Raw genomic sequence first — 22729 nt, forward strand, 5'->3', positions numbered from 1 at the left:
TATGATACAAATTCAGGAAATAAAAAACGCGTCAAAAGAAGATGTTATCAATTTATTACTAGAAGAGAAGAATCAACCATTTGAGATTTTTGTTCCAAAAGAAACAATGCTTTACCATAGTACTAATCAAGATATTGCTAATGATTATGCTGTTTTAGCTTTTTCAGGCCAAATGTTAAAAAATGCTTCTGATAGTTTTGAATATGATTATGTTTCTCCCTCAGAACATTTAAGTGTTTGTTTTACATGTGTAGCAAAGGATTTTGAAGAACTTGCTTCTGCAATCTTTGAAATATCACTTTGGTTTTTTAATGATTTTGAAGAAGAAGAATTTTATTTGGATGAAGCCTATCAGTTCATAGACGATGTAAAAAAATCAAAATTGGAACCAGCATGTAATGATTTTGTTAAAGACTGTATAGCTTATATGGAGTTAGATTAATACTTTTTTCAAAGCTAAGTTGCATATAGAAGCTTATGGTACTTCTCGTTAACTTTAGTTTCATTATGTAAAATAGCAGCTTTCCTACTGCTATAATTAGTGAATAATCAAAAAACAAATTTAGATCTTCAGTAACCTTAAAAAATGCAATTTTTGTTATTTTTATAATGATAGGTTATTGTGTATTAGCTTTATTATTTTGATAAACTAAAGTTACAATGAAGTTAATAGAATTATTTTTGAAATAAACTTGTCAACTTGGCTAAAGTCAAAAAGCCAGCTTTTTAAAAAAAATATTTTTAATTTTTTCATCACTTTTTTCTGGATAAAAGCCCACGATGATTAAACAAACACTTCCCCCTTAGTTTAGGTTGGGGTAAGTACCCTGCCATTGTTTAATTTAAAATTTAAAAAGATGGTTACTATTAAAGGGTACAAACAAAGAGAAAATTCAGAAGGAGAAAAATTTAATGTGTTAATTGTTCAAGGCGGAGTTGCATCTGTAAAGAGTAAAAACACTGGAAGAATGTATTTTACAGCTAAAACAGCATCAGTTTCATGCACTTTCGATGAAAGTATGTGTGAAGATTTAGTTGGAACTAAATTCCCAGGAGAAATAGTTAAAATCGAGTGTGAACCATTTGAGTTTGCTATTCCAGAAACAGGTGAAGTTATAACATTAAAGCATCGATATGAATATCGAGATGAAGTGTTGGAGGAAATCAACGAGCAGTTAATACCAGAAAGAGATGTGATATAATCACATTTTGATATTACTAATAATCAAAGAGCCAATTATGGCTCTTTTTTTTGATATATACATTAACTAAAAATCATTTATATGAAATTACAACAAGCAAAAAAAGAACAAGTAAAATTACGTATTGGTTTAAGTGGAGCATCAGGGTTTGGGAAAAGTTACTCAGCACTTTTATTAGCATACGGAATAACTAAAGATTGGAGTAAAATAGCAATCATTGATACAGAAAATGGTTCAGCTAATTTGTATGCAGAATTAGGGAATTATAATACAGTTGCATTGCATTCACCTTATGCACCAGAAAGGTATATTGAAGCTATTGAATTATGTGAAAAAGCTCAAATGGAAGTAATCATAATTGATAGTATTACTCACGAGTGGAATGGCACAGGTGGTTGTTTGCAAATTCATGAGCAACTAGGAGGAAGATTCCAAGATTGGGCAAAAGTTACTCCAAGACATCAGACTTTTATAGATAAAATCTTACAATCAAACTGTCATATCATTACTACTGTTCGAAGAAAAATTGATTATTCTTTAGATATTTATTCAAATGGAAAATCAAAAGTAATTAAACATGGAACAAAAGAAATTACACGTGAAGGGTTTGAGTATGAGCTTACTGTAAATTTCGAATTGGTAAATGATAAACATTTAACAGTAGCGAGTAAAGATAGAACAGGTTTATTTATGAATAAACCAGAATTTATTATCTCTTCTGGTACTGGTAAACTACTTAAAAAATGGTGCGATACAGATACTACTATTGAGAATGTTTTTAATGAAATTAATCAATGTTTAACAATTGAAGGATTGAGACATATTTATACTAAGCACCCTAATTTACAAGAAACTATAAAAGAAAAGGTATTAGAGAGAAAACAAGAAATAGAATCTTCTAATTCTGAAATTATAGATAACAAACAAATTTTTGACTCAGTAAAAATAAGTAATAATGGAATTAATTCTTAATAATGTAAATACTCAATTGAGAAATTTACAACCAGAAAAACGAAGTAATAAAAGGTTTAAAAATCCATTTATCGAAGCTAATACAAAAGAGGTTACTGTTCAGCATTTGATTAATGACACTATTTTACCTGTCTTCTCAAAAGACAATGAAGTTACTATTAGTCATGCAGTATTTATTAATACTACAATAGAAGCGTTAGAACAAGTATTCCCTATTCATCAATTCAATGAACCTAATGTTAGGGTTTCTCATATTGTAAAAGGAAGAATACCTAGTGCTATTGGTAAGTCTGTTAAAGAGCTAGAAGAACATGAGAAAACTATTTATTATGAAAGAATGGCTTTTTGTATTGAAATACCGAGTATTACTAAAAATGTTAATGGAAATGAGTTGTCACTTGTAGTTGGGGGAGTAAGAGCTTTTAACAATGAGAATTTATATAGTAAAAAATCATATGAAAAGTTTAAGATTTTTATTGGTTTTGTGAACGCAGTATGTACAAATTTATGTGTTGCTACTGATGGTTTTAAAGATGATTTAAAGGTGTTAAATATTAATGATTTACAACAAGGAGTAATTAATCTTTTTAAAGCCTATAATCAAGAGAAACATTTAGGAAACATGGAAAGGTTAAGTAAGTTCTATTTATCAATGGAACAAGTGGCTCACTTAATTGGTAAGATGAAAATGTATCAATATTTAAGTAGTTCAGAGAAAAAGCATTTATTTCCTTTGGATTTTAATGATACTCAAATAAATACTATTGCTAAAAACTACTTCAAAGATGAAAACTTCAATATTTCTCCAAAAGGGATGATAAACTTATGGGAGCTATATAACTTATTTACTGGAGCAGTAAAAAGTACCTATATAGATACTTTTCTCCAACGTGAGTTACGAGCATACGAGTTTATCCAAGAGCTAGCTGATTCACTACAAAATGAACAACCTAATTTTTTCTTGTATTAGTGTTATATAGCTAAAACTTAAAAATGAAGAATATAAAATGAATGTAAAAACAGTATGAGTAAAAGTGAAATTGTAACGTTTAATAAATATTATGCCCCCAATAGAATTTTAGTTGTTACTCAATGGAATGAATTAATAACTTTGTTTTGCCCTTTTCCTGTACAGTTTATCTACAATATTGATAGGTTTAAAAAAAGTAAAATAGTATTAGTAGAAGCAACTGCATTATCCCAAAATGGAAAATATGTGTTTAAAATTAAGGGTAAATGGTTCTTCTATTATCACTTTGAAATACTTTGTTATAATATATAGCTTAAAGTATGATTATGCTATATTAATTTCTTAGATGGTTTGTTCTATATGAAAAAGATACTGAAAAGGTTAGCTTATTTATTAATAGCACAGTAATTTATATATTGCTGTGTTATTAATAAAAAAATATGAGAGAAGAATTATTACCAATAGATAGTTTTGATTATTTCAAATCAGAAAAACAATTTCAAAAAAATTATGAAAGATTTAAGTTGGAAGGGATCTTATTAGAAAATGAAAAATACAAAGCTTATTTTCAAAGACCAGGTAATCAGTATTATGATGAAAATGGAAAAGAAGAAATAGTGTATCCAGAAGAGGTTGTTGTAGATTTTTTTAATGAATATTTACCAAATAAAATAAAAAGAATATGTTATGGTTATGAGATGGAAATGAGAGGTTTGTGTCATAAGTATTCTGGGAATCCTCAAGCCCTATATTATAATTGTAATAGCTTGATAAATTTTCTTGAAACAGAAAAGAATTTTTTTGAAAATAATGATTTTATTAAAAGGTATGATGAAATAAGGAAAGTTTTATTATTCGAAATAGATAAAACAATTAGAAACATACTTCCTAATGAGTATTTACAATTTTCAAATGATTTTGAGAAAAACAAGATAAAATTTAATTTAAGTAAAACAGAGATTTGTTTTTTATTTTCTTAGAGAAGAAGGTTTTATAGAAGGTGTAGATAGTAATAAGTATTTTTCAGAGTTGATTATTACTCATTTTCTAGAAAGGGAAACTATAAGTAAAAAGGATTATGTAGTGATAAATAATTGTACACCAGAATTAAGTAGAATAAAAAAAAGAATAATATTACCTTCAAAAAGATTATTAAATTTTTTTAATAAAATATCGCAAAAATATAATTCCCTTTAGAATAAAGAAAAATTAATTGCGCAATTTTAAATTGCTTTTTAAGAGATTAGGTTTAACTTTTTTTTTAACTATTAAGTAGATATTTGCAGAGAGATTAATAGAAGAACTAAGCTCTTTCTTCTATTTTTTTAGAGCATTTTGATAATTAATAATAAAATAGATTAATGAATCTAAAAAATAAACGCTTTGTTTTTTGGTTAATAGATAACAAAACAAATATTAAAATAAGTCAAAGCAAGCTAATCGAGTTTTTAGCTAATTCAGGTTTTTATAAAGCAAAAATTTCAAATACTAAGTTTTTATTAGTTTATGAAAAAGAAAATAGAGTTTCAGAAATTGAAGATACTGTAGTAATTGATTATGTTTCAAAATATCTAAAAGAAATAGGAAACACAAAAATTATAGAAGAATTTTCTAAAGGAGTTTCAAGTTATATTAATAAAACTAAATTAAAATTACTACCCAAGACAGAACTTATAAATGACAGAGATATAGAAAAAAATAGTTATTTCTTTTTCAAAAACATTTGTTGTCAAGTTGGCGATAATAAAATTAAAGAAATTAAATATGAAAATTTTAAAAATAAAATATGGGAATCAAGAGTTTTAGAGAATGAATATGACTCTAAACAACTTACTAAGTCTCAATTTGAGAAATTTTGTTATAATTTATCGGGTAAAAACGATGTTAGATATTTAGCGTTACAAACTAACATTGGGTATTTACTTCATAGAAATAATGATTCAAAAAATTCAAGAGCATTAATATTTATAGATGAGAATATTTCTTATGATGGAACAGCTAATGGCGGGACAGGGAAAAGCCTTTTGTTACAGGCAATAGGGAAATGTAGGGAGCTAGTTGTTGTTGATGGTAAAAACCTGAAAAGTAAAAGTTGGTTTAAAAATCAGAGAATAAAACTGACAACTGATATAATTTTTTATGATGATGTAAATAGAGATTTTTCTTTAGAGGAATTATATTCAATGATTACTACAGGAATTACAGTAGATAAAAAATATAAAGATGAGATTTATATTAAACCTGAAAATGCTCCAAAAATAGCTATTTCGAGTAACTATATTGTTAAGGGGACAGGAGGAAATACAGATACAAGACGTCGATGTGAGTTTGAGGTTGCTAATCACTATAATGGGGATAATACTCCTTTTGATGAGTTCAATTGTACTTTTTTTGATGATTGGGATATTCAAGAATGGAGTTCTTTTTATTACTTTATGATGAATTGTGTTTTAAAATACTTTGAACATGGATTAATTATAGCAAAGCCAATAAACCTAAAAAGAAACAAATTAATTAGTCTAACAAATCATGAGTTTGTGAGATTTATTGAAACAGGAATAGTTGAAGTTGAAAAATGGATAAGCAAAAAAGTAGTTTTAGAATTATTTATATCAGAGTATCAACATTATAATAATATATCATCACATAGATTTACTAAATGGATGAAATCCTATGCTAAGGATAAAGACTTAATATATGAAGATAGAAAGTCGGAAAATAAATATGAATTTTATTTAAAGCCAAAATTTATGTAGGTATGAAAAATAATTCTAAAAAAGGTATTTTGTATACCGTAACAAATAAGAAAACTAAAGAAGTTTATGTTGGTATAACAACTACTTCTATAAAAGCTCGAAAAAAAGACCATTTACAAAAAACGATATCAGGTAAACAAAGTAAGTTTTATAATTCTATAGTAACTTATAAGATTGATGCTTTTGAATGGGAATCAGATAATACTCTTTATGTTATTGATGAATTAGCTAGAAAAGAGAAGGAATTAATTAGTGAAAATAAAGGTAAAGGTATTTCGCTTAATATGGATTCTGGTGGAGGTATTCAAAAATCTGTATACAAATATAGAATCAAAGATGGAAGTTTAGTAGCTAAATTTGAATGCCTTGATAAGGCAGCAAATACAGTAGAAGGTACTAAACAACAAGTTTCTAGAGCATGTTTAAATAAGATTAAATACGCTAATTTTTATTGGAGTTATAAATTAAAAATTCCTTTTCAACCTAAAAAAGATAACAGACAAAAGAAGGTAATTCAATATTCTCTTTCTTCTGGTCAAGTTATTAATTTTTTTAATTCAATAGCAGAGGCTAGCAGGAAAACTAAAATTAATAAGACTTGTATAGCAAAGTGTTGTAGAAATGAGCGTAATTCAGCTGGAGGATACAAATGGGAATATGAATCATCTATATAGAAAAAGGGGAGTTTTTAGGAATACTAATTTAAATAAATGTGTATGAGGTATTGTAAATATTAAATATATAGTCATAGGTTCGAATCCTATCGGGCTCACATAAAGCTTCACTTTAATTAGTGGAGCTTTTTTGTTTTATATTTCTTGTCCTAAAATAAGTTTAAATAAATTGGGTTTATTTATGAATTATTCAGAGAGCCCAAAGAAAAACGTATACAACGAGATTATACCTTGGATTTTAAATTAGCTGTTGTTTCTCAAGTAGAAAAGGGATAAATGACCTATAAACAGACTCTAAAAAGATTATGTTATTCAAGGAAAAAGTACTGTTTTGGTTTGGTTACGAAAACATGGTAACCTAGACAGAAATAAACCTTCAATTCATACTATATCAAAATCAAAGTAAACACCAGCACAAAAGATTAAGCGATTAGAGCAAGAGCTTAAAGATGAAAAATTAAGGAGTCAGATTCTAAATAAGACGATTGATGTTTCAGATAAGCAGTATGGTACCTCGATTAGAAAAAAGTTTTCACTCTAACAATCAGATGCATCAAACAAAAGCAAGATTAAGCCTTTCTTATTGTTGTCGATTATTTGAGATTAATAGACAAGCGATATATCAGTCTGAGCGTAGATTCTTATTCAGAGAACAAGAGTTGATTATTGTCAAAAAGTTAGTTAAAGAAATACGTGTGATTATGTCTAGAATAGGCACAAAAAAGTTATAATATATGCTTAAAGGCAGGTTTAATAATCAAGGAGTCAAAATAGGTAGAGATGCGCTTTTTGATTACCTAAGAAGAGAATTTATTCAGATTTATAATGATAAAAGATCACATTTAAGTCTTAATTATAAAACATCTAACTTTATATATAACAAAAACGCAATGAAGTTAACTTCATTACATCATTAAAATATAGTATTAATCGTCAACCTATTTTAGGACGACTTAATATCTTTTAATTTTATATTAAAAGGTTTTAATTAATTCCAGTTCTATGAAAATTAGTGTTTAATTTTTGTGTATTAACTGCTACACTTTTTTAATCTTATAAATTAAGCAGGGTATCCTGTAAATATTACATGAAAATGTAAGTTAATTTCTTTATTTTTGGTATGCTATTGAAAATTAAAATTAATTGAATATGAAAAAACTATTAGCTCTTCTATTTGTTTATCCTACTATAATGTTTTCTCAACTAGACAAGCAAAGTATAGAACTTAATAGAAAACTAGATAATTTACTTGAGCTTATTGAAAATGGAGATAGGAAAGCCATATCAGATGTGTCTGTTTTTTTAGATGATAAACGTCAATTTATCCGAAAAAGAGGGCAGAATACGAATACAACTAATCTTAGAGAGGTAGCTTTATCAATCTTGTATTATTATACAGATTTTGAAGGTTTGTCTATTAATGACTCTTTAACAACTTCATCTTTTAAAAAATTTCTTTATAACAATAATTTAAAAATTAAATATTCTAATCTTTTAAATAAGTTCATAAACATTCCTCTTAGCGAACGCAAGGTCGAGTATAGATTAAGAAAATTAAATAAGGAGATAGAAGAGGAGCCTTCTTTAAGAGCTATTAAGTTAGAAATAAAAGAATTAGTTGGAAATGGTAGGTATTATAATATTATAGAAAAAATAGAATCAGCTGCAAGATTAAAATCAAACGAAGCTTTTGAATTTTTAAAAGAATGTGCTGAAGGTCGGTATTGGGATAACGGGGAAAATGATAGGGGGAAACAAATTTATTCAGGAATTTGCTATTCTTTAAGGCATTTTAAGACGATTGAATCTGCAAAATTGATTGTAGAGATACTTGAGAATCATGAAGTGTATAGTATTGATGAATGCATTCTTGCATTATCTAAAATAACAAATGTCGATTTAGTGATAAAAAATCAAAGCTATGAAAATATTACGCAAGAATATAAGCAATTATTTGAAGCCTATCCAAGTATTAAAGAACTTAAAAAGTTTGGATACGAAGCTGTTTTTAAGAATCATGATTTTGACCCCGATAACATTGCAGAGTTTTATGGAACTGTGTTATTGAACTCGTCTGATTATTGGTGGATTAACTATCATGCATTACAAGATATTTTTGAATCAAATGACCCACTTTCATTGAGATATGTGGGGTCCCAGTTACATCGAAAAGTATCTATTTATAATGATCATCTTGGAAGAGTTGAATTTGATATTATTAAGATAATGGAAGAGAAAACAGGGGTGAAATTAGAAGTTAAAGATAGAACTGGAAACTGGACTGCAAATTATAACGATGATGTAGCCAAAGTAAATTATCTTGTTTATTGGTATAATCATTATAAAGATTATAAGTGGAATTCATTAAAAAAACAATTTGAAAATACTTATGATCAAATATTAGAGCCAGATTATGTCTCTATTTTATTTAAAAAATTATTTAATAAAAATGATTCCATTGCGTTAAATGCGTATTTGCAATTAACACAACAAAAACCTGAAATAGTTAAAAGTAAAATAAATCAATATAATCTTTCTTCTTTTGGTGACTCAAATGGAAGCTTGCCGATGTTTGCTGAAAAATTTCTATTGCAATTAGTAGAATTAACGGCTTATTGTGAAAATCATAAAGTAATTTATCTGCCTTCAAACTCATTAGTGAGTGAAATAAATGTATTAGATAAAACAAAATCATTCAAAAAAAAATACCAAATAGAAAACAAACTAATTCAATCATTAAATATTAAAGATATTACTCCTTTGGAATATTATACTTTAATTAATAACAAAGCCAATTCATCAGTTTCCAGAATTTTGGATAAATGGTATTCAAAAAATTGGGATAAAATAGTAGGTGATAATAAAGAGTTAAAACTTTATCTCAAAAAATCAGCTTTATATGATAGATTAGGAATTATAGGTAATGTAAATAAATATGCTTTTAAGTTTAATAATGCTAAGCCCTCAACGATAAAAAAACTTAAAGCCTTAGTAAAACTTGAAAATGATGAAGATATAAAAGCAATGGCTCTTAAGGTGCTAAATAATTATACAGATAGTACTAAAAAAGAAAAAATAATAATATCCTTATCTGATTTTTTAACTAATAAAAAAAATAGAAGTGAAGAAACAGCCAGTTTGGTTAAAGTGAATACAGAAGAAGATTATGAAGCATTGTTTGGAGCTTTAGCAAAAGCAGATAAAAAAGAAGCTAATAATCTTATAACTATTATAATGCGTAATGTTAATGTAAACATGACTCCGTTTCTTATAAAATCACTTACTATTAAAACGTTAGTAGATCAAGGGAATATTAGTAGGCATGATAAAAATATGAATTATCATAGTATTTCGTATAATATTTTTGTGTCAGATAAGATAATAGCTTGTTTAGAACATATACATAATCATGTTTTTCCGATACCACAAGACCCAAAACTTGATGTGAAATTTGTTTCCTCTTCTAGATCATCCAGTAGTTACTTCAGAAACAAGCATAAAACAGCAAATAAGTGGGGGAAATTATTTGAGAAGAATGCTCAAGGATATAAAAATTGGGGAAGAAATTTTTATCTCAATAGAATTAAAAAATTGAAAAAGAAAGATTCCATTACTATACAAGATATAAATGTAATATTATCGTCTGAATATTATAAAAATGAGGATAAAAGTTTAGTTTTTTCTTCGTTAGCTAAAGTAAAGCCTAAAAATGCAATTTCATATTTAGAACTTAAGGAAGGGATACTAGGAATGGAAGATATTAGGTATTTTAGAGATGCTTCGTTTAATGCTGGAGATTTGGAACGGGTTGTTACAATATTTAAAGGATTACCACCCAAGAAAATTATAGATTATATAAAAGAAGTATCTAAAAATTTTGAACCAAGTGAAAGAGGTAAAATGTACTACAATTTAATGTGGAATACACAATTTAAGAACTGGGTTAAAGAAATTAATATAAGTAGTATTTATAAAGAAGAAATAATTGAAGCCTTAAAGGCGTATCGTAATATATTGAGAAAGGATAGTTTTAACTATCTATATGTAAATAAATTTATCGGTGTCATAGAATTTCAAGGAGAACCTATTGAAAATGTTTTACAAAAAGTTATAGCTATGAAATCAGAAGGGACGGAGCTGGCTAAATCAATACTAAAAGATGCAAATTATAAAGATTTAGGAACTGTATTAAAGTATTATAAAGATTTACCTATTACAGATTATAAAAGACTTGAATATTTAACCAGAGATTTAGGTTTTTGTTTAATGGACGATTATAGTGATGAACTAATAAATGAGTTTAATAAGAATTATGAAGCTATGAGCGAAGCTGAGTTGTACTCGTTTTATTTAGATAAAACTGGGGTTGTTTACAAAAAAAATGGAAAGTTAGATTTTGAAAAAATATATAATGTTTTAGAATTTAATCTTGTAGACGGATTTATAGGAGGAAGAGATTATGAAAGGCATACACATGTGTATTCAATAATAAGGTTGTTAGAGTTATATTTTAATAAGCATTTTGGTGAGGATAGAAAATTTAATAATAGTGTTAGTAATATGTTGTATAGTGTGTCTGAAAAAGCTTTTCTATGGATGAAGTTTTTGAAAGAGAAAGGTCATGTTAAATTAACCCAATATAACGTTCCTTCTATTTCAAATGTTAAATAAATTGTGTTTAAAAATCTTTTTAATCTTGTTTAAAGAGTTATTTATAATTACTAGATAAAAGTATTTGTGGTGGGTTAGGATATTCCTTATAAGTAGACCGTCACAGGTTCGAATCCTGTCGCGATCACAATAAGCCTTACTGGAAACAGTAAGGCTTTTTTGTTATAATTATGTTTAAGTTATTTTTGAAAAAGTTTTGAACTTAAAATTAGTTAATGAAAATAAAGAGCTATGTTCCTAATGCTTCTTATAAGCATGTTTATAAAGAATTTTATGATATTACAATAAAGGAGAATAAAGAAAAAAACTATATTCCTCTAATAGATGATTGCTGTTATGATATAGTCTTTTTTTAAGAAAGTTTAGGTAAGTTTATATATGGAAAAGATCAAGTAAGTCTTTCTTTAAACTCTAAGGTGTTTACTATTCATGATTTAAGTATACCACCTTATAAATTACTAATAAATAAAAAGCTTTCTTTTGTTACTATTAAGTTTCAACCCTGGATGAATGCTTATTTTTTTTCTGATTTAAATACGAATGGTATTGTAAATCTAGCTGTAAATAATAAAGATTTAGAATTATTACATCAAGCAATTTTTGAAGAAGAAGATGTAATGACAAGGTTGCAAATGATATATGGTTATATAGAGAAGCACGAAGTTACATTTACAGATAAAATGAAGTTTGTGAAAAGTATTTGTGAATACATTTATAATCGAAAAGGAAAAATCTCGGTTAATGAATTATGTTTACAGTTTAATAAGACAAGACAATACATGAATAGAGTTTTTAAAAGTGAAGTTCTTTATAGTCTTAAAAGTTTTATAATTACTGTTAGAATTTTAGATTTAGTGAAATTTAAGATTAAAAATGAAGGAATAACACTTACGCAACTGAGTTATGAATACGGATATTTTGATCAATCTCATTTTATAAGAGATTTTAAGAGAGTTTGTGGTGTAACGCCTAAAACTTTTTTTAAATCCCCTTCAGAGTTTATATTAAGGCATAAATAGTTTGTTTCCGTTTTTACAATTAAACTATCAAAAAGAATAGTTTTTTTGTGAAAAAATAAATAATGAATAATAAGCTAAAAAATAACATCATATTACTTTTGGTAAGCATTTTTCTATTTCTAGGCTGTAGTTCTAAAAATAAAAAAAATGAAGTTCAACAAAAACAAGATAATAGTTTTTATATTAAACTAGATGAGTATTTTCAAAAGTTAAAAACTTTAAAGAAGTTCAATGGAGTAGTACTAATTGAGCAAGAAGGAAAACGCTTACTTTTTGAGGTGTATAATATGTCAGAAAGTGATACAAGTAGTCTTAGAGTTGTAAAAGAATCACAATTTGATATTCACTCCATATCAAAGTTAATGGCTAAAGCTGTAATAGTAGATTTAGAAAAAGAGAATCTTATTTCAGTAACTGATAAAGTCTCTAGTTTTATCCCTAATTTTCCTAATGGAAATAGAATTACAATAAAACATTTGTTAGATAACCAGTCAGGTTTGCCTAGAGGATTGTCTGTTAAAATTGAGAATCTAATAGAAAAAAACTCAGAAGAAATAATTGAATTAATAAAGCAAGAGAAACTATTATTTGAACCAGGATCAGACACAGTATATTCTAATTTGGGTTATCAATTACTTTATTATATAATTTCTAAAATAACGAAAAAGCCTTTTGTTCAGTATCTTAATGAAAAATACTTTCAGCCGTTGAACATGAAAAGCACTGGAGCTCATTTTTATTTAAAGAAAAATAATCTTAACAATTTAGTGAAGAACCATGAAAAAAATGATAAAGAAATAATTGTAGTACCAAACATTGGAAGAAATGATAAAAATCAAGCTAAAATATATTCTACAGTTGAAGATTTATCACTTTTTATAAATCATATAATGAACTCACCCTATCGTGAAAAAATTAAAAATAATTCAAATAAAATAGGTTGGTCTGGTGGAGGAGATGGAATTTTATCTCACGTAGAACATGATATTTCTAAAAACTATGAATTAGTTTTCTTTTCTAACTATGATGAAATACCGTTTGGAGATATTTTAAAAACTGTAAATAGAATAATGAATAATCAGTCTTATGAATTGCCTAGAAAAATTAACAGAAAAGAAATAGAGCTTTCAGAGAATATTCTCAAAAGATATGAGGGTAAATACAGAGTTAAAGAATTTAATAATCATGTTTTTGAATACAAAGTAGAGAATAAAAAGTTAGTAATGTACCAAAATGGCGAAAAAAACGGTGTTTTAAAAGCTGAAACTGAAAATACTTTTTTTGGAGAACCTGAAGAAGAAGATTATTTTGAGTTTAGAAAAATAAATGAGGGTTATAAATTAATTTTCCATTATAAGAAAATAGAGATAGAAGGAGTAAAAGAATAAGGAGAGTAATTATATAACGATTAGAAGAGCCTTACTAGTTTTAATAAGGCTTTTTTGTTTTCTAGAATTTCAAAAGCTTAATAAAAATAGAGTATTTACCATAGAAATACTTTTAATGGTAAAAGAGTGAAAATCTGTTTAAAACTCTACAATAAGAATAGTTAAATATTCTCCTTTTTAACATGACATTTTTTATGTTAAAATTTAATGTCTAATTACAGGAAAGAATATTTTTGTTAGCACTTTAATCAACCTCTAATAGATTATTATGAAAAAAAGTAAAAAGTACAAAAAACGCTTTGATGCCAATTTAATTATAGCATTTGGAGTATTGTTAGCTAGTATTGGCGCGCTTATAGTTTCTACAAGACAAGCTTCTATTATGAATGAGCAAACTAAAATTTTTTTAGAGCAATCTAAATCTAGTGCTTGGCCTAGTTTGAGTATTGGTATGAGTCGTAGTTTTGATAATGATACTTTAAGTGAATTCTCACTTATAATTTCTAATAGAGGCATTGGTCCTGCCATTGTAACACAAACTGAAATTACTTTTGATGGAAAGCCTATTTCCAATTGGGAAGAGTTTTATAAAGCAGCCAAAGTTCCAGATACCATTATAAAGCGACATGGAAACGATATTCTTTTAAATAGAGTTATTAAACCTGGTGAAGATTTTTTATTAATAGATTGGTCTCTAAATCCGTCATTAATGAATTATATTTATAAGTATTCCGACAAAACTTCCATACGTATCTGTTATAAATCTGTGTTCGGAGATCATTGGGAAGTAGTTAGAAAAGGATTTAAAAATAATTTAGAAAAAAACATAACTAAAGAAGTTGCTAATTATACAGCTTCTGAAGATATTCTGTTTTTAGAATAAGATATAAACACAACATTACATACAATTTAAAATAACATGATGAAACAGTACTTCTTTTTTATACTATTTATAACAACTTTCAATATATTTTCTCAAAAATGTGATTGTACAGCTAATTTTAAATGGGTGCAAAAGACTATAGAAGAAAATGATGCAGGTTTTGCTTTTGCAATCAGTAATAAAGGAAAAGAGATTTATAATAACCATACCGCTATTTATAAAAAGAAAGTTGCAACAATAAAAACATTAGATGCTTGTAGACAAGCAATTTCTGAATGGTTAACTTTTTTACGATCAGGACATCTTAGCATTCGTAGTATACTAACTCCAACCAATAGCTCAAAAAAGAAACAAAGTAATGCTGAAATTAAAGCGAGTTTTAAAGATTGGGAAAAGCGAACTATCGATTTAAAGGCATTTAAAAAATACCTTTCAGCGAAAAAAACTCATGATTTTGAAGGTATTTGGGTTTCTTCTCCTTATACAATTGGAATTAAAAAAGAAGGAGATATTTATGTTGGATTTATTATTGAAGCAGATGGAGTTTACTGGAGTAAAGGACAAGTTAAGCTAAAAATAGACGCACAAGGAGCCGCTAAATTCTATTTACGTGATCATTCTAAAGTTGACTTTAAAAAAGCTACGTTATTTGATTCTAACTTTATAGAAATGGGGTATATAAACTTAGAACGTAGTTATCCAATACTTAAGAAAAGTAAAAAAATGTCTAATTATATTAAGGCAATTTCGGCAAATGACCCTTATTTTAAACGTATAAACAGCACAACTGTGCTTTTACGAATTCCAAGTTTTAGAGGTTCTGAAAAGAAAAAAATAGATGCAGTAATTAAAGATAATAAAGCTACAATATTAAGTACTGAAAATTTAATTCTAGATATTAGAAACAATGGAGGAGGAAGTGATTCTAGTTTTGATGAATTACTACCTATTTTATATACAAACCCGATTTGTACAGTAGGAGTTCAATACTTGTCTACGCCTCTTAACAATCAGAGAATGTTAGATTTTATTAATAATGAAAATTATGGATTTGATGAAAAAGGAAAAAAATGGGCAAAAGAATCATACGATACACTTTCTAAGCATATTGGTGAATTCGTTATGCTAAAAAAAGACCCTGTATCTGTTACTTCTTTTGATACTATTCATGAGTATCCTAAAAATATTGGTATTGTAATAAATAAAGGTAATGGAAGTACTGCAGAACAGTTTTTATTAGCAGCAAAACAAAGTAAGAAAGTAAAGTTGTTTGGGGCAACTACCGTTGGAGTTTTAGATATTTCAAACATGTATTTTGTAAACTCTCCTTGTAATAATCTTAAATTAGGATATAGTTTAACGAAAAGTTTACGTATTCCTGAAATGACAATTGATAACAAAGGTATTCAACCAGATTATTATATAAGTAAAGATATTCCTAAACAAGATTGGATTGAATTTGTTACTAAAATTTTAAATTATAAATAAGTAGATTTTCTACTAGAATTAATTATAATTATTAAAAGCCTTACTGATTTTAGTAAGGCTTTTTGGTTTTATACTTTAGCAATTATTTATTTAACAGATGGAATAACCATAAAAGGAATAGTTAATTGATGTCCTAAATTAGTTATTACATGTTCTCTAAATAGGTTTTCAAAAAAACTGTGTTTGTATTTTATCATTGTCAAAATATCAATTTTATTAGTATTAATTAAATCGATAATTTCATCTGTTATGTTTGTGTACTGAGTTATTTCAGTATAATTAGTTTCTACATTTTTCAAATACATTTGTAAAGAATCTAAATTTTCTTTTTGACTAGTATCTAATTCTTCATTTGTTTGTATATGGAATACGTTTAGTTTAGAATTATACAAACTAATAAGATTTTTAATTTCATCTAGTTCTGTACTATTGTATAAGCGTTTAAATCCACTAGAAAAACCAATATTCTCAGGTTTTTTGTATTCGATACCAGTTGGTATTGCTAATATTGGGCATTTAGAAAGGTTACTTATAATTTCTACAGTGTTACTTCCTAAGAAAATTTCTTTAGCACCTGTTGCTCCTTTGGTTCCCATAACAATTAAATCTATATCATGGTTTTCTACAGCAATAGCAACTGCTTGTTCAATATCATGTGTACTTGTAGATATTTTAAAACTATGGTTAGGGTTCGCAAATGTTTTTTCTACTCGTTCAAGTAAATGTTTTAAATCATTTACAGCATTTTCTTGCATTACACGGGTTAACTTATTTGAAAATGAAGAGATTCTCGATGACTTAACTGGAGCTGAGTGAAGTAAATGAAAAACACATTGTTCATTGGTGAAGAGTTTAAGTGCATAAACAGTGGCAGTCCATGCATTCTCTGAAAAATCGGTTGGTATTAAAATATGTTTCATAATAGTAGGTTTTAGAAATTATAAATGAGACTTCATAATCTGCTTACGCTTACTTAACTGTCTTTCTAGGTCGCTAACAGTATTTTTAACAGCCAATTGATAATTATCTTCATTAGAAGAGGAAAAAATTTGAGGACCAGATTGACTTAAAACCATTTCACAGATTTTACCTTTTGATGTAGGGTCGTTTTCATGTTTTATATAAACTTGCACTTTTATAAGCCAATCATATTTTTTATAAAGTTTATCAAGTTTTTTTTGAATGAATTCTTGTAAATTTTCACTTACAGGCATTTTAACGAATTGAATATGTACTTCCATTTTTTTTTGTTTTGATATTCAAATTTAGCTGTAAGAAATATGTTTTGGAATGATATATGTCAGCTTATGTCTTAGTTTTTTGAGGTACCTTTGTAGGATATTGTATGTATGTTTTTTTAGGAATATGTAGAAAGCTTTTAGACAATATGAGTTAATTATAACGATTGTTTTAGACCTTAATACAAAAAAAGAAAAGAAGTAATCTGCCATCAAGGATACTTCTTTTCTTAAAACTAACTAATCAATCTAACTATATAATGAAAAAAACAAAATCTTTATTTATACTTCAAATATAGTTAGGATAAAAGGTTGTTATTTTAAAAATTAGATGAAGAGTAGTTAAGTTTCGATGAAGAGACTTTAGCTACGATTTAAGTAAAAATAGGATAAGATATTTCGGTGTGTAAAAACAATGAGGAGTCTAATCATATATCTTACGAAAGGTTAATTCTTGTTGACCTATAAAATTCCTCAATGAAGTTTTCTAAGCTAATTTTTGATTTCGATGGCAAAATTAGATATAAAAAAACTTCTGTAGTTTATTTCATTCAGGGGACCGAATTTAAATATAACTATATCCTCATTGCCTAATAAAGATACTTAATTATTAAATAAAGTTACTTGAAAATGTTAATATTTAATAAAAGAAAGAAAAAATAATATTGAAAATGCTAGGTTAAATAAAATTATTAATTGAATTGTTTTAATTTATTATAAGCCTAAAAGCTTTATGGTTTTATAATAAAATGTTTTAGAGGTAAAGTAGTTTACAATATTGTTTTGTAAAAAAAAAGACCTCAATAATAGGGGGTATAGAGATCTTAATTAGGGGACTAACAGAATGAAATTATTTTAAGCAAATCTATGTGTTGGAAATGAATAAATAAAGTTAAAAATTTCAAAAAATTAGTTAAAATAAATTGCTTGAAGATTATTTGTAACAATTAAAAAGAGCTGGATTGTTAATACTCTTTTAAGGAGAAAGATTTGAAGTTTATGAAGCAAAAAAGGAGCTCATTTCTGAAACCCCTTAATTATTCATTACAAGTGTCATCCCCATAACACATTAGCTGCGAAAATAGGATGCAAAAAAATATAAAAGGAAGAAAAAAACGTAAAAAAAGTAAGGTAAAACCGTAAAATGTAAAAGGGAGATAAAAGTAATTTTAAAGCTTTTTTGATTTGTTTTTTAGATAAGTCACTACTTTATAGTGTTTTAAATTTGTGGTGTTTCAAGGGAACAATTAATAATCCAATTCCTAACCCTATAAAAATATCTTTTACTAGGTCAGAAAGGTTAAAAAGATACCCGAATATATAGGATGAAGATATTGAGATTAACCCTAAAATAAATAAAATGAATATCCTTGATTTTTGCATAGCCAATTGTTTATTATAAATAGAGAAAAATCAGAAAGCGTTACAGTCTGTTAGTCTAAAATTTAAAGAAATCTAAGAGTTAAAGTTAAAAACACAACCTTTAAAATCTGATAAAGTCTCATAACAATAGCAGGTTGAAAAATCAGGAACAATTTGCGATAAAGACATTAGAAGAAAAATTAAGCTTAAAGAAATGAATTTAACAAATAAAGAAGGTTTTTTAGTTTCAATAAATTCTATATTTAGTTGTCGTAGCAATTTTCCATAAAGTAAAAATAATAAAACAAAATTATGACTGAAAGTTTAGCAATAAGAAAAATAAAAGAAGAGTTAAATAAAGCAGAAATCATGCATCCAAATTGGCCAAAAGATATATTGCATCAAATAGCAATAGTAAATGAAGAGTCTGGAGAAGCAACTAGAGCAGCATTACAGTTTGAATATGAAGGAGGGAAAATAGAAGAAGTAGAAAAGGAGTTAATACAAACAGCTGCTATGTGTATTAGAATGCTAAAAAATATTAAATCAGTTTAATTGAATTATTATGCATATAAATATTGTATCAGGAAAGATTAATTTGTTTTTTAAAAAAGATTTTAAAAAGAAGTTTACAATCTTTTTATTGAAACCAATATTAATAACAGCTTTGTTTTTAGTAGATTTTTTTCTTTTACCTGAGACAATTGTAAATGATTCAATTTCTTATGTTAGTTTTATAAAAACACCACAAACATCACAAGATAATTCTGTTAGAGCCAATAAAAGTATTGGGTATAAATACACAACAGCTACAGGTTTAAAGTTCTCTACTATAGAAACTAAAATAGAATCAAGAAATATAAAATTAACAGTAAGTCCGCTTTTTAAAACAGTAAAAACGGTAATAATACCCGATAATATAAGTGTAGCTTTAGCATCAGGGTTTAATGGATTTAATAAATTCTTATTGATTTTGTTTAATAGTATTATGTTGGTTTCTATAGTTTATGTAAATTTAGCTAAAGAGATTACAGAAAATGCTCGATTAAATTTAATCTTTTTTAACTTGTTTATAATTACTGTATGGATTTGTGCATTAATTTTAATTTAACGCAGTAAAAAAAAATATTTAAAAAAATACAGTAACATCTTTATTATTAATAGTTTTTGCAACACTAATAATTATTATCAGTCCTTTATAAAAACACTAAAAAGTTAATAATGGATGTTTTAAGAATGATTACAATTTTTTGTACAATTAGTTTTGCTACAATAAACTCTAAGGCTAATTTAGATTTTAGATTGGAAGATAGGATTAGAATAAAAGAAGCTATTAAGATTTCAAAAATTTATGGAGATGCTATTTGGAAAGGTTTTAATAAATCACCTTTTACAATTGTATTAGTTACCGATAGGTATGAGTATCTGATTAATCATCCTAGCCCTACAGATGATTATAAATATATTTCTTTTCAATGGTATCAAGAAGGAATTGCTAGATATACTGAATATGCATTTTTGAGATTATTGCAAGATTTTGAACCTTCAAAAGAAGTTTTAAATTTAAAAGACTTTGTAGCTTATGAGGTGTATTTAAAAGAATTTTATACTCGACATTTAGAGAATGTGAAAAAAATGAAGCTTTCAAAGGAGAAGAGAATAACTGTTTATGATATAGGATTTGCAGAAGCTCTTGTAATAGAACATGTTAATAAAGATTGGAAAGACAAATATTTAATAGAAAAGTTTGACTTGAAAAAGCTATACGATTAAAGTAGTAAGAAGTTAAACTGCTGAAGTTTGTAACCAAGAACTTCAGCAGTTTGATTATTAATTATAGTAAGGTACAATGTCCCCATGAATCACAATAACATGGCTCCCTAAAAATTTCACCATTTGGAAATCTTGCACAACACATTCTACGTCCACATTGAGACCATCTAAATCCACCATTAATAGTTTTTTGTTCTTTTTTGTTTAGGGGAGTACCTAATTTTGAAATGTTTTTTAACATAGTTTTGAAAATTAAAGTTTCTCAAATTTAGATAGATATAACTTTTTTTAAGGGAGAAAATCCATAAAAAAAGTAAGGTAAATCCATAATAATAAGCAACATTGAAAAATATAGATTAAATAAAAAAGGAGCATAAAAATGCTCCCCTTCATAGTGTAAAAATGAAAAGCCCCCTAGCAATTCAATTTCGAATTTTTAGACGAGCAATTTTTTAAAACTTACAAGAAGTTTTCTTAAAAAAATGAAAAATGCTCCGAAAGGAGCATTATCACTAACTATTAAAAACTGATTTACCTTAATTTTATCTTATTGTTTTGATTGAAACAAGGATTTGATAATAATAAAGAACGCTTCCGAAGAAGCATCCTCTATCATATTAATTCAAGGGAAACACAATAATTAAACTATTAAGATTGATTTTACCCTACGTAATTAACATTTTTTTAAGAAAATTTTTAAGATTACTAAAGCAAAGGATATCTTTTTTTAATTAAAAAATAATCATAAAAAGTTGTTTTTTAGAGTTTTGAATTATTAAGTTTAGATAAGGTGTAACAATATTATTTTAAAGATGTCCTTTTCTAAAAATATTTTACATGAAAACAATACTATACTTAGCAATTTTAATTGTTTTACTATCAAATAGTTTAATAGCTCAAGAAAAATCGATTAATGAAAATAGATTTATAAAAGTTGGAGGAATTGAACAATGGATAACAATTAAAGGGGAGGATAAAGAAAAACCTGTAATTCTTTTTTTACATGGTGGGCCAGGAAGTGTTATGAGTCCTTATTGTGATAGTATTTACAAAAATTGGAAGAAAGATTTTATTCTAGTTAATTGGGACCAGAGAGGAGCAGGGAGAACATTTGGAAAAAATGTTCCAGAGAAAATAAGTGAAGATTATTTTATAGAAAAAAAGCTTACACTAGATATGATGGTAAAAGATGGAATAGAAGTATCCGAATATCTTATAAAACATTTAAAGAAGAAAAAAATTATATTAATGGGAGCATCCTGGGGGTCAATACTCGGAATAAAAATGGTGCAAGCAAAACCAAGTTTATTTAAAGGATATATAGGAAATGCACAATTTGTTGGTTATAAAAGAAATTATTTAAATGCCTATAAATCTGTTTTAGCATTAGCAGAAAGCTCTAAAGATAGTATTTCAATTAATAAACTTAAGATACTAGGAAAACCTCCGTATGAAAACACGAGGAATTTAGGTCAAATGTTAAGAATTGTAAAAAAATATGAACGTAAAAATTCTACCCCACTTCCTGATAATTGGTGGAAAATAAATCCAGAGTACAATAATAAAGTTGATAAACAAAATAGGTTTTATGGAGACGATTATTCTTTTTTATATTTCGCAGGGCATAAAAAGATGGGAGTTAAATCTATGGTAGAAAACCTTGATTTTTATAATGACTCTTTAACGTTTAAAGTGCCAATTTATATTGTACAAGGAGATAAAGATATATTGACATCTGAAAAAATAAGTAAATTGTATTTTGAAAAAATAAAGGCACCACGTAAGGGGTATTTTACAATAAAAGGAGCAGGTCATAACCGAAATCAATTTATATTGAAAAAACAATTTGAAATTCTAAAAGAGAATATATAAAAACAAAGGGAAATGAATAAAAATAAGTTAGCTACTAAATATTTAGAATATCTTGAAAATGGAGATATTGAAAAGGTAATTGGTTTGTTTAATGAAAAAGGAATAGTCGATTCACCTATTTATGGAGTAAAAAGAGCTAATCAATTTTACCATGAATTAAAAGATGATACTACAAAATCAAAGTTGTATCTAAAAGGAGTTTTTGAACAAAATGATTCAAATGATTTAGCTCTGTATTTTACTTATGAATGGACTTTAAAAAATAATAAGAAAGTAGAATTTGATGTTGTTGATATTATTGAATTAGATTCTAAAAATAAAATATCTAAGTTGAAAATAATATACGATACAGTTATAGCAAGAAAACTAGTTGAAGAATTAAAATAAATCAACTAGTTAATGAAAAAGTAAGCAATGAGGGAAGTAGTTGTTCTATTTTACTTGAGTTAATCAAATTATTA

General features: G+C 26.5%; 23 protein-coding genes. 20 read left to right on the forward strand and 3 right to left on the reverse strand.

Translation table 11 applies throughout. The features are described 5' to 3' along the window. Position 1: 1 nt before the first annotated feature. From Q0958_RS09515 to Q0958_RS09585, 15 genes are all read left to right on the forward strand, one after another. Positions 2-442, forward strand: coding sequence for a hypothetical protein (locus Q0958_RS09515; RefSeq protein WP_299122327.1), 441 nt, complete (start codon positions 2-4; stop codon positions 440-442). A gap of 415 nt (positions 443-857) precedes the next feature. Then, positions 858-1202: a hypothetical protein gene (locus Q0958_RS09520; protein WP_299122329.1), complete on the forward strand. Its 345-nt coding sequence runs from the start codon at positions 858-860 to the stop codon at positions 1200-1202. Between the two features lie 81 nt (positions 1203-1283). After that, positions 1284-2174: an AAA family ATPase gene (locus tag Q0958_RS09525; protein ID WP_299122331.1), complete on the forward strand. Its 891-nt coding sequence runs from the start codon at positions 1284-1286 to the stop codon at positions 2172-2174. Then, positions 2158-3144 carry a DUF3871 family protein gene (locus Q0958_RS09530; protein ID WP_299122333.1) on the forward strand — a complete coding sequence of 329 codons (987 nt, stop codon included), beginning with the start codon at positions 2158-2160 and terminating at the stop codon, positions 3142-3144. Before Q0958_RS09525 ends, Q0958_RS09530 begins: the two co-directional genes overlap by 17 nt. Positions 3145-3198: 54 nt before the next feature. Then, the gene (locus Q0958_RS09535; protein ID WP_299122335.1) at positions 3199-3456 is read left to right on the forward strand and encodes a hypothetical protein; all 258 of its coding nucleotides are present in this window, start codon (positions 3199-3201) and stop codon (positions 3454-3456) included. Positions 3457-3584: 128 nt separating this feature from the next. Then, positions 3585-4124, forward strand: a complete 540-nt coding sequence (locus tag Q0958_RS09540; protein ID WP_299122336.1) for a hypothetical protein — start codon at positions 3585-3587, stop codon at positions 4122-4124. 381 nt (positions 4125-4505) lie between these two features. Continuing rightward, positions 4506-5900 (forward strand): DUF5906 domain-containing protein, encoded by a 1395-nt coding sequence (locus tag Q0958_RS09545; protein WP_299122338.1) that lies wholly within the window; start codon positions 4506-4508, stop codon positions 5898-5900. Positions 5901-5902: 2 nt separating this feature from the next. Next, the gene (locus tag Q0958_RS09550; RefSeq protein ID WP_299122340.1) at positions 5903-6574 is read left to right on the forward strand and encodes a GIY-YIG nuclease family protein; all 672 of its coding nucleotides are present in this window, start codon (positions 5903-5905) and stop codon (positions 6572-6574) included. Between the two features lie 488 nt (positions 6575-7062). Further along, positions 7063-7305, forward strand: coding sequence for a hypothetical protein (locus Q0958_RS09555; RefSeq protein ID WP_299122343.1), 243 nt, complete (start codon positions 7063-7065; stop codon positions 7303-7305). Positions 7306-7723: 418 nt separating this feature from the next. Next, entirely contained in the window at positions 7724-11245 is a 3522-nt protein-coding gene (locus Q0958_RS09560) for a hypothetical protein (protein ID WP_299122345.1), read from the forward strand. A gap of 215 nt (positions 11246-11460) precedes the next feature. Then, entirely contained in the window at positions 11461-11601 is a 141-nt protein-coding gene (locus tag Q0958_RS09565; protein ID WP_299122347.1) for a hypothetical protein, read from the forward strand. Positions 11602-11661: 60 nt separating this feature from the next. Further along, on the forward strand, positions 11662-12264 hold the full coding sequence (locus Q0958_RS09570; protein WP_299122349.1) for a helix-turn-helix transcriptional regulator: 603 nt from the start codon (positions 11662-11664) through the stop codon (positions 12262-12264). 62 nt (positions 12265-12326) lie between these two features. After that, the gene (locus Q0958_RS09575) at positions 12327-13652 is read left to right on the forward strand and encodes a serine hydrolase domain-containing protein (RefSeq protein ID WP_299122351.1); all 1326 of its coding nucleotides are present in this window, start codon (positions 12327-12329) and stop codon (positions 13650-13652) included. Positions 13653-13920: 268 nt separating this feature from the next. Next, positions 13921-14535, forward strand: a complete 615-nt coding sequence (locus Q0958_RS09580) for a hypothetical protein (RefSeq protein WP_299122353.1) — start codon at positions 13921-13923, stop codon at positions 14533-14535. 39 nt (positions 14536-14574) lie between these two features. Beyond that, positions 14575-16023, forward strand: a complete 1449-nt coding sequence (locus tag Q0958_RS09585) for a S41 family peptidase (protein WP_299122355.1) — start codon at positions 14575-14577, stop codon at positions 16021-16023. Between the two features lie 86 nt (positions 16024-16109). On the opposite strand, the gene Q0958_RS09590 is transcribed toward Q0958_RS09585, so the two are convergent. Further along, complete coding sequence (locus tag Q0958_RS09590) at positions 16110-16943, reverse strand: universal stress protein (protein ID WP_299122357.1); 834 nt, start codon at positions 16941-16943, stop codon at positions 16110-16112. Between the two features lie 18 nt (positions 16944-16961). After that, the gene (raiA, locus tag Q0958_RS09595) at positions 16962-17264 is read right to left on the reverse strand and encodes a ribosome-associated translation inhibitor RaiA (protein ID WP_299122359.1); all 303 of its coding nucleotides are present in this window, start codon (positions 17262-17264) and stop codon (positions 16962-16964) included. Between the two features lie 1671 nt (positions 17265-18935). On the opposite strand from raiA, the gene Q0958_RS09600 reads away from it, so the two are divergent. From Q0958_RS09600 to Q0958_RS09610, 3 genes are all read left to right on the forward strand, one after another. Further along, on the forward strand, positions 18936-19178 hold the full coding sequence (locus tag Q0958_RS09600; RefSeq protein WP_299122361.1) for a hypothetical protein: 243 nt from the start codon (positions 18936-18938) through the stop codon (positions 19176-19178). 10 nt (positions 19179-19188) lie between these two features. Then, positions 19189-19734: a hypothetical protein gene (locus tag Q0958_RS09605; RefSeq protein WP_299122363.1), complete on the forward strand. Its 546-nt coding sequence runs from the start codon at positions 19189-19191 to the stop codon at positions 19732-19734. 110 nt (positions 19735-19844) lie between these two features. After that, positions 19845-20396, forward strand: coding sequence for a hypothetical protein (locus Q0958_RS09610; RefSeq protein WP_299122365.1), 552 nt, complete (start codon positions 19845-19847; stop codon positions 20394-20396). Between the two features lie 61 nt (positions 20397-20457). Here Q0958_RS09610 and Q0958_RS09615 read toward each other — a convergent pair whose 3' ends face one another. After that, positions 20458-20637, reverse strand: a complete 180-nt coding sequence (locus Q0958_RS09615) for a hypothetical protein (RefSeq protein WP_272149785.1) — start codon at positions 20635-20637, stop codon at positions 20458-20460. A gap of 596 nt (positions 20638-21233) precedes the next feature. On the opposite strand from Q0958_RS09615, the gene Q0958_RS09620 reads away from it, so the two are divergent. Both Q0958_RS09620 and Q0958_RS09625 read left to right on the forward strand, forming a co-directional pair. Next, the gene (locus Q0958_RS09620) at positions 21234-22268 is read left to right on the forward strand and encodes an alpha/beta hydrolase (protein WP_299122369.1); all 1035 of its coding nucleotides are present in this window, start codon (positions 21234-21236) and stop codon (positions 22266-22268) included. Positions 22269-22280: 12 nt separating this feature from the next. Continuing rightward, positions 22281-22655 (forward strand): nuclear transport factor 2 family protein, encoded by a 375-nt coding sequence (locus Q0958_RS09625; RefSeq protein ID WP_299122372.1) that lies wholly within the window; start codon positions 22281-22283, stop codon positions 22653-22655. Positions 22656-22729: the final 74 nt, after the last annotated feature.

Origin of the sequence: uncultured Tenacibaculum sp. (assembly GCF_947499065.1) — a bacterium.
Taxonomy (GTDB): Bacteria; Bacteroidota; Bacteroidia; order Flavobacteriales; family Flavobacteriaceae; genus Polaribacter.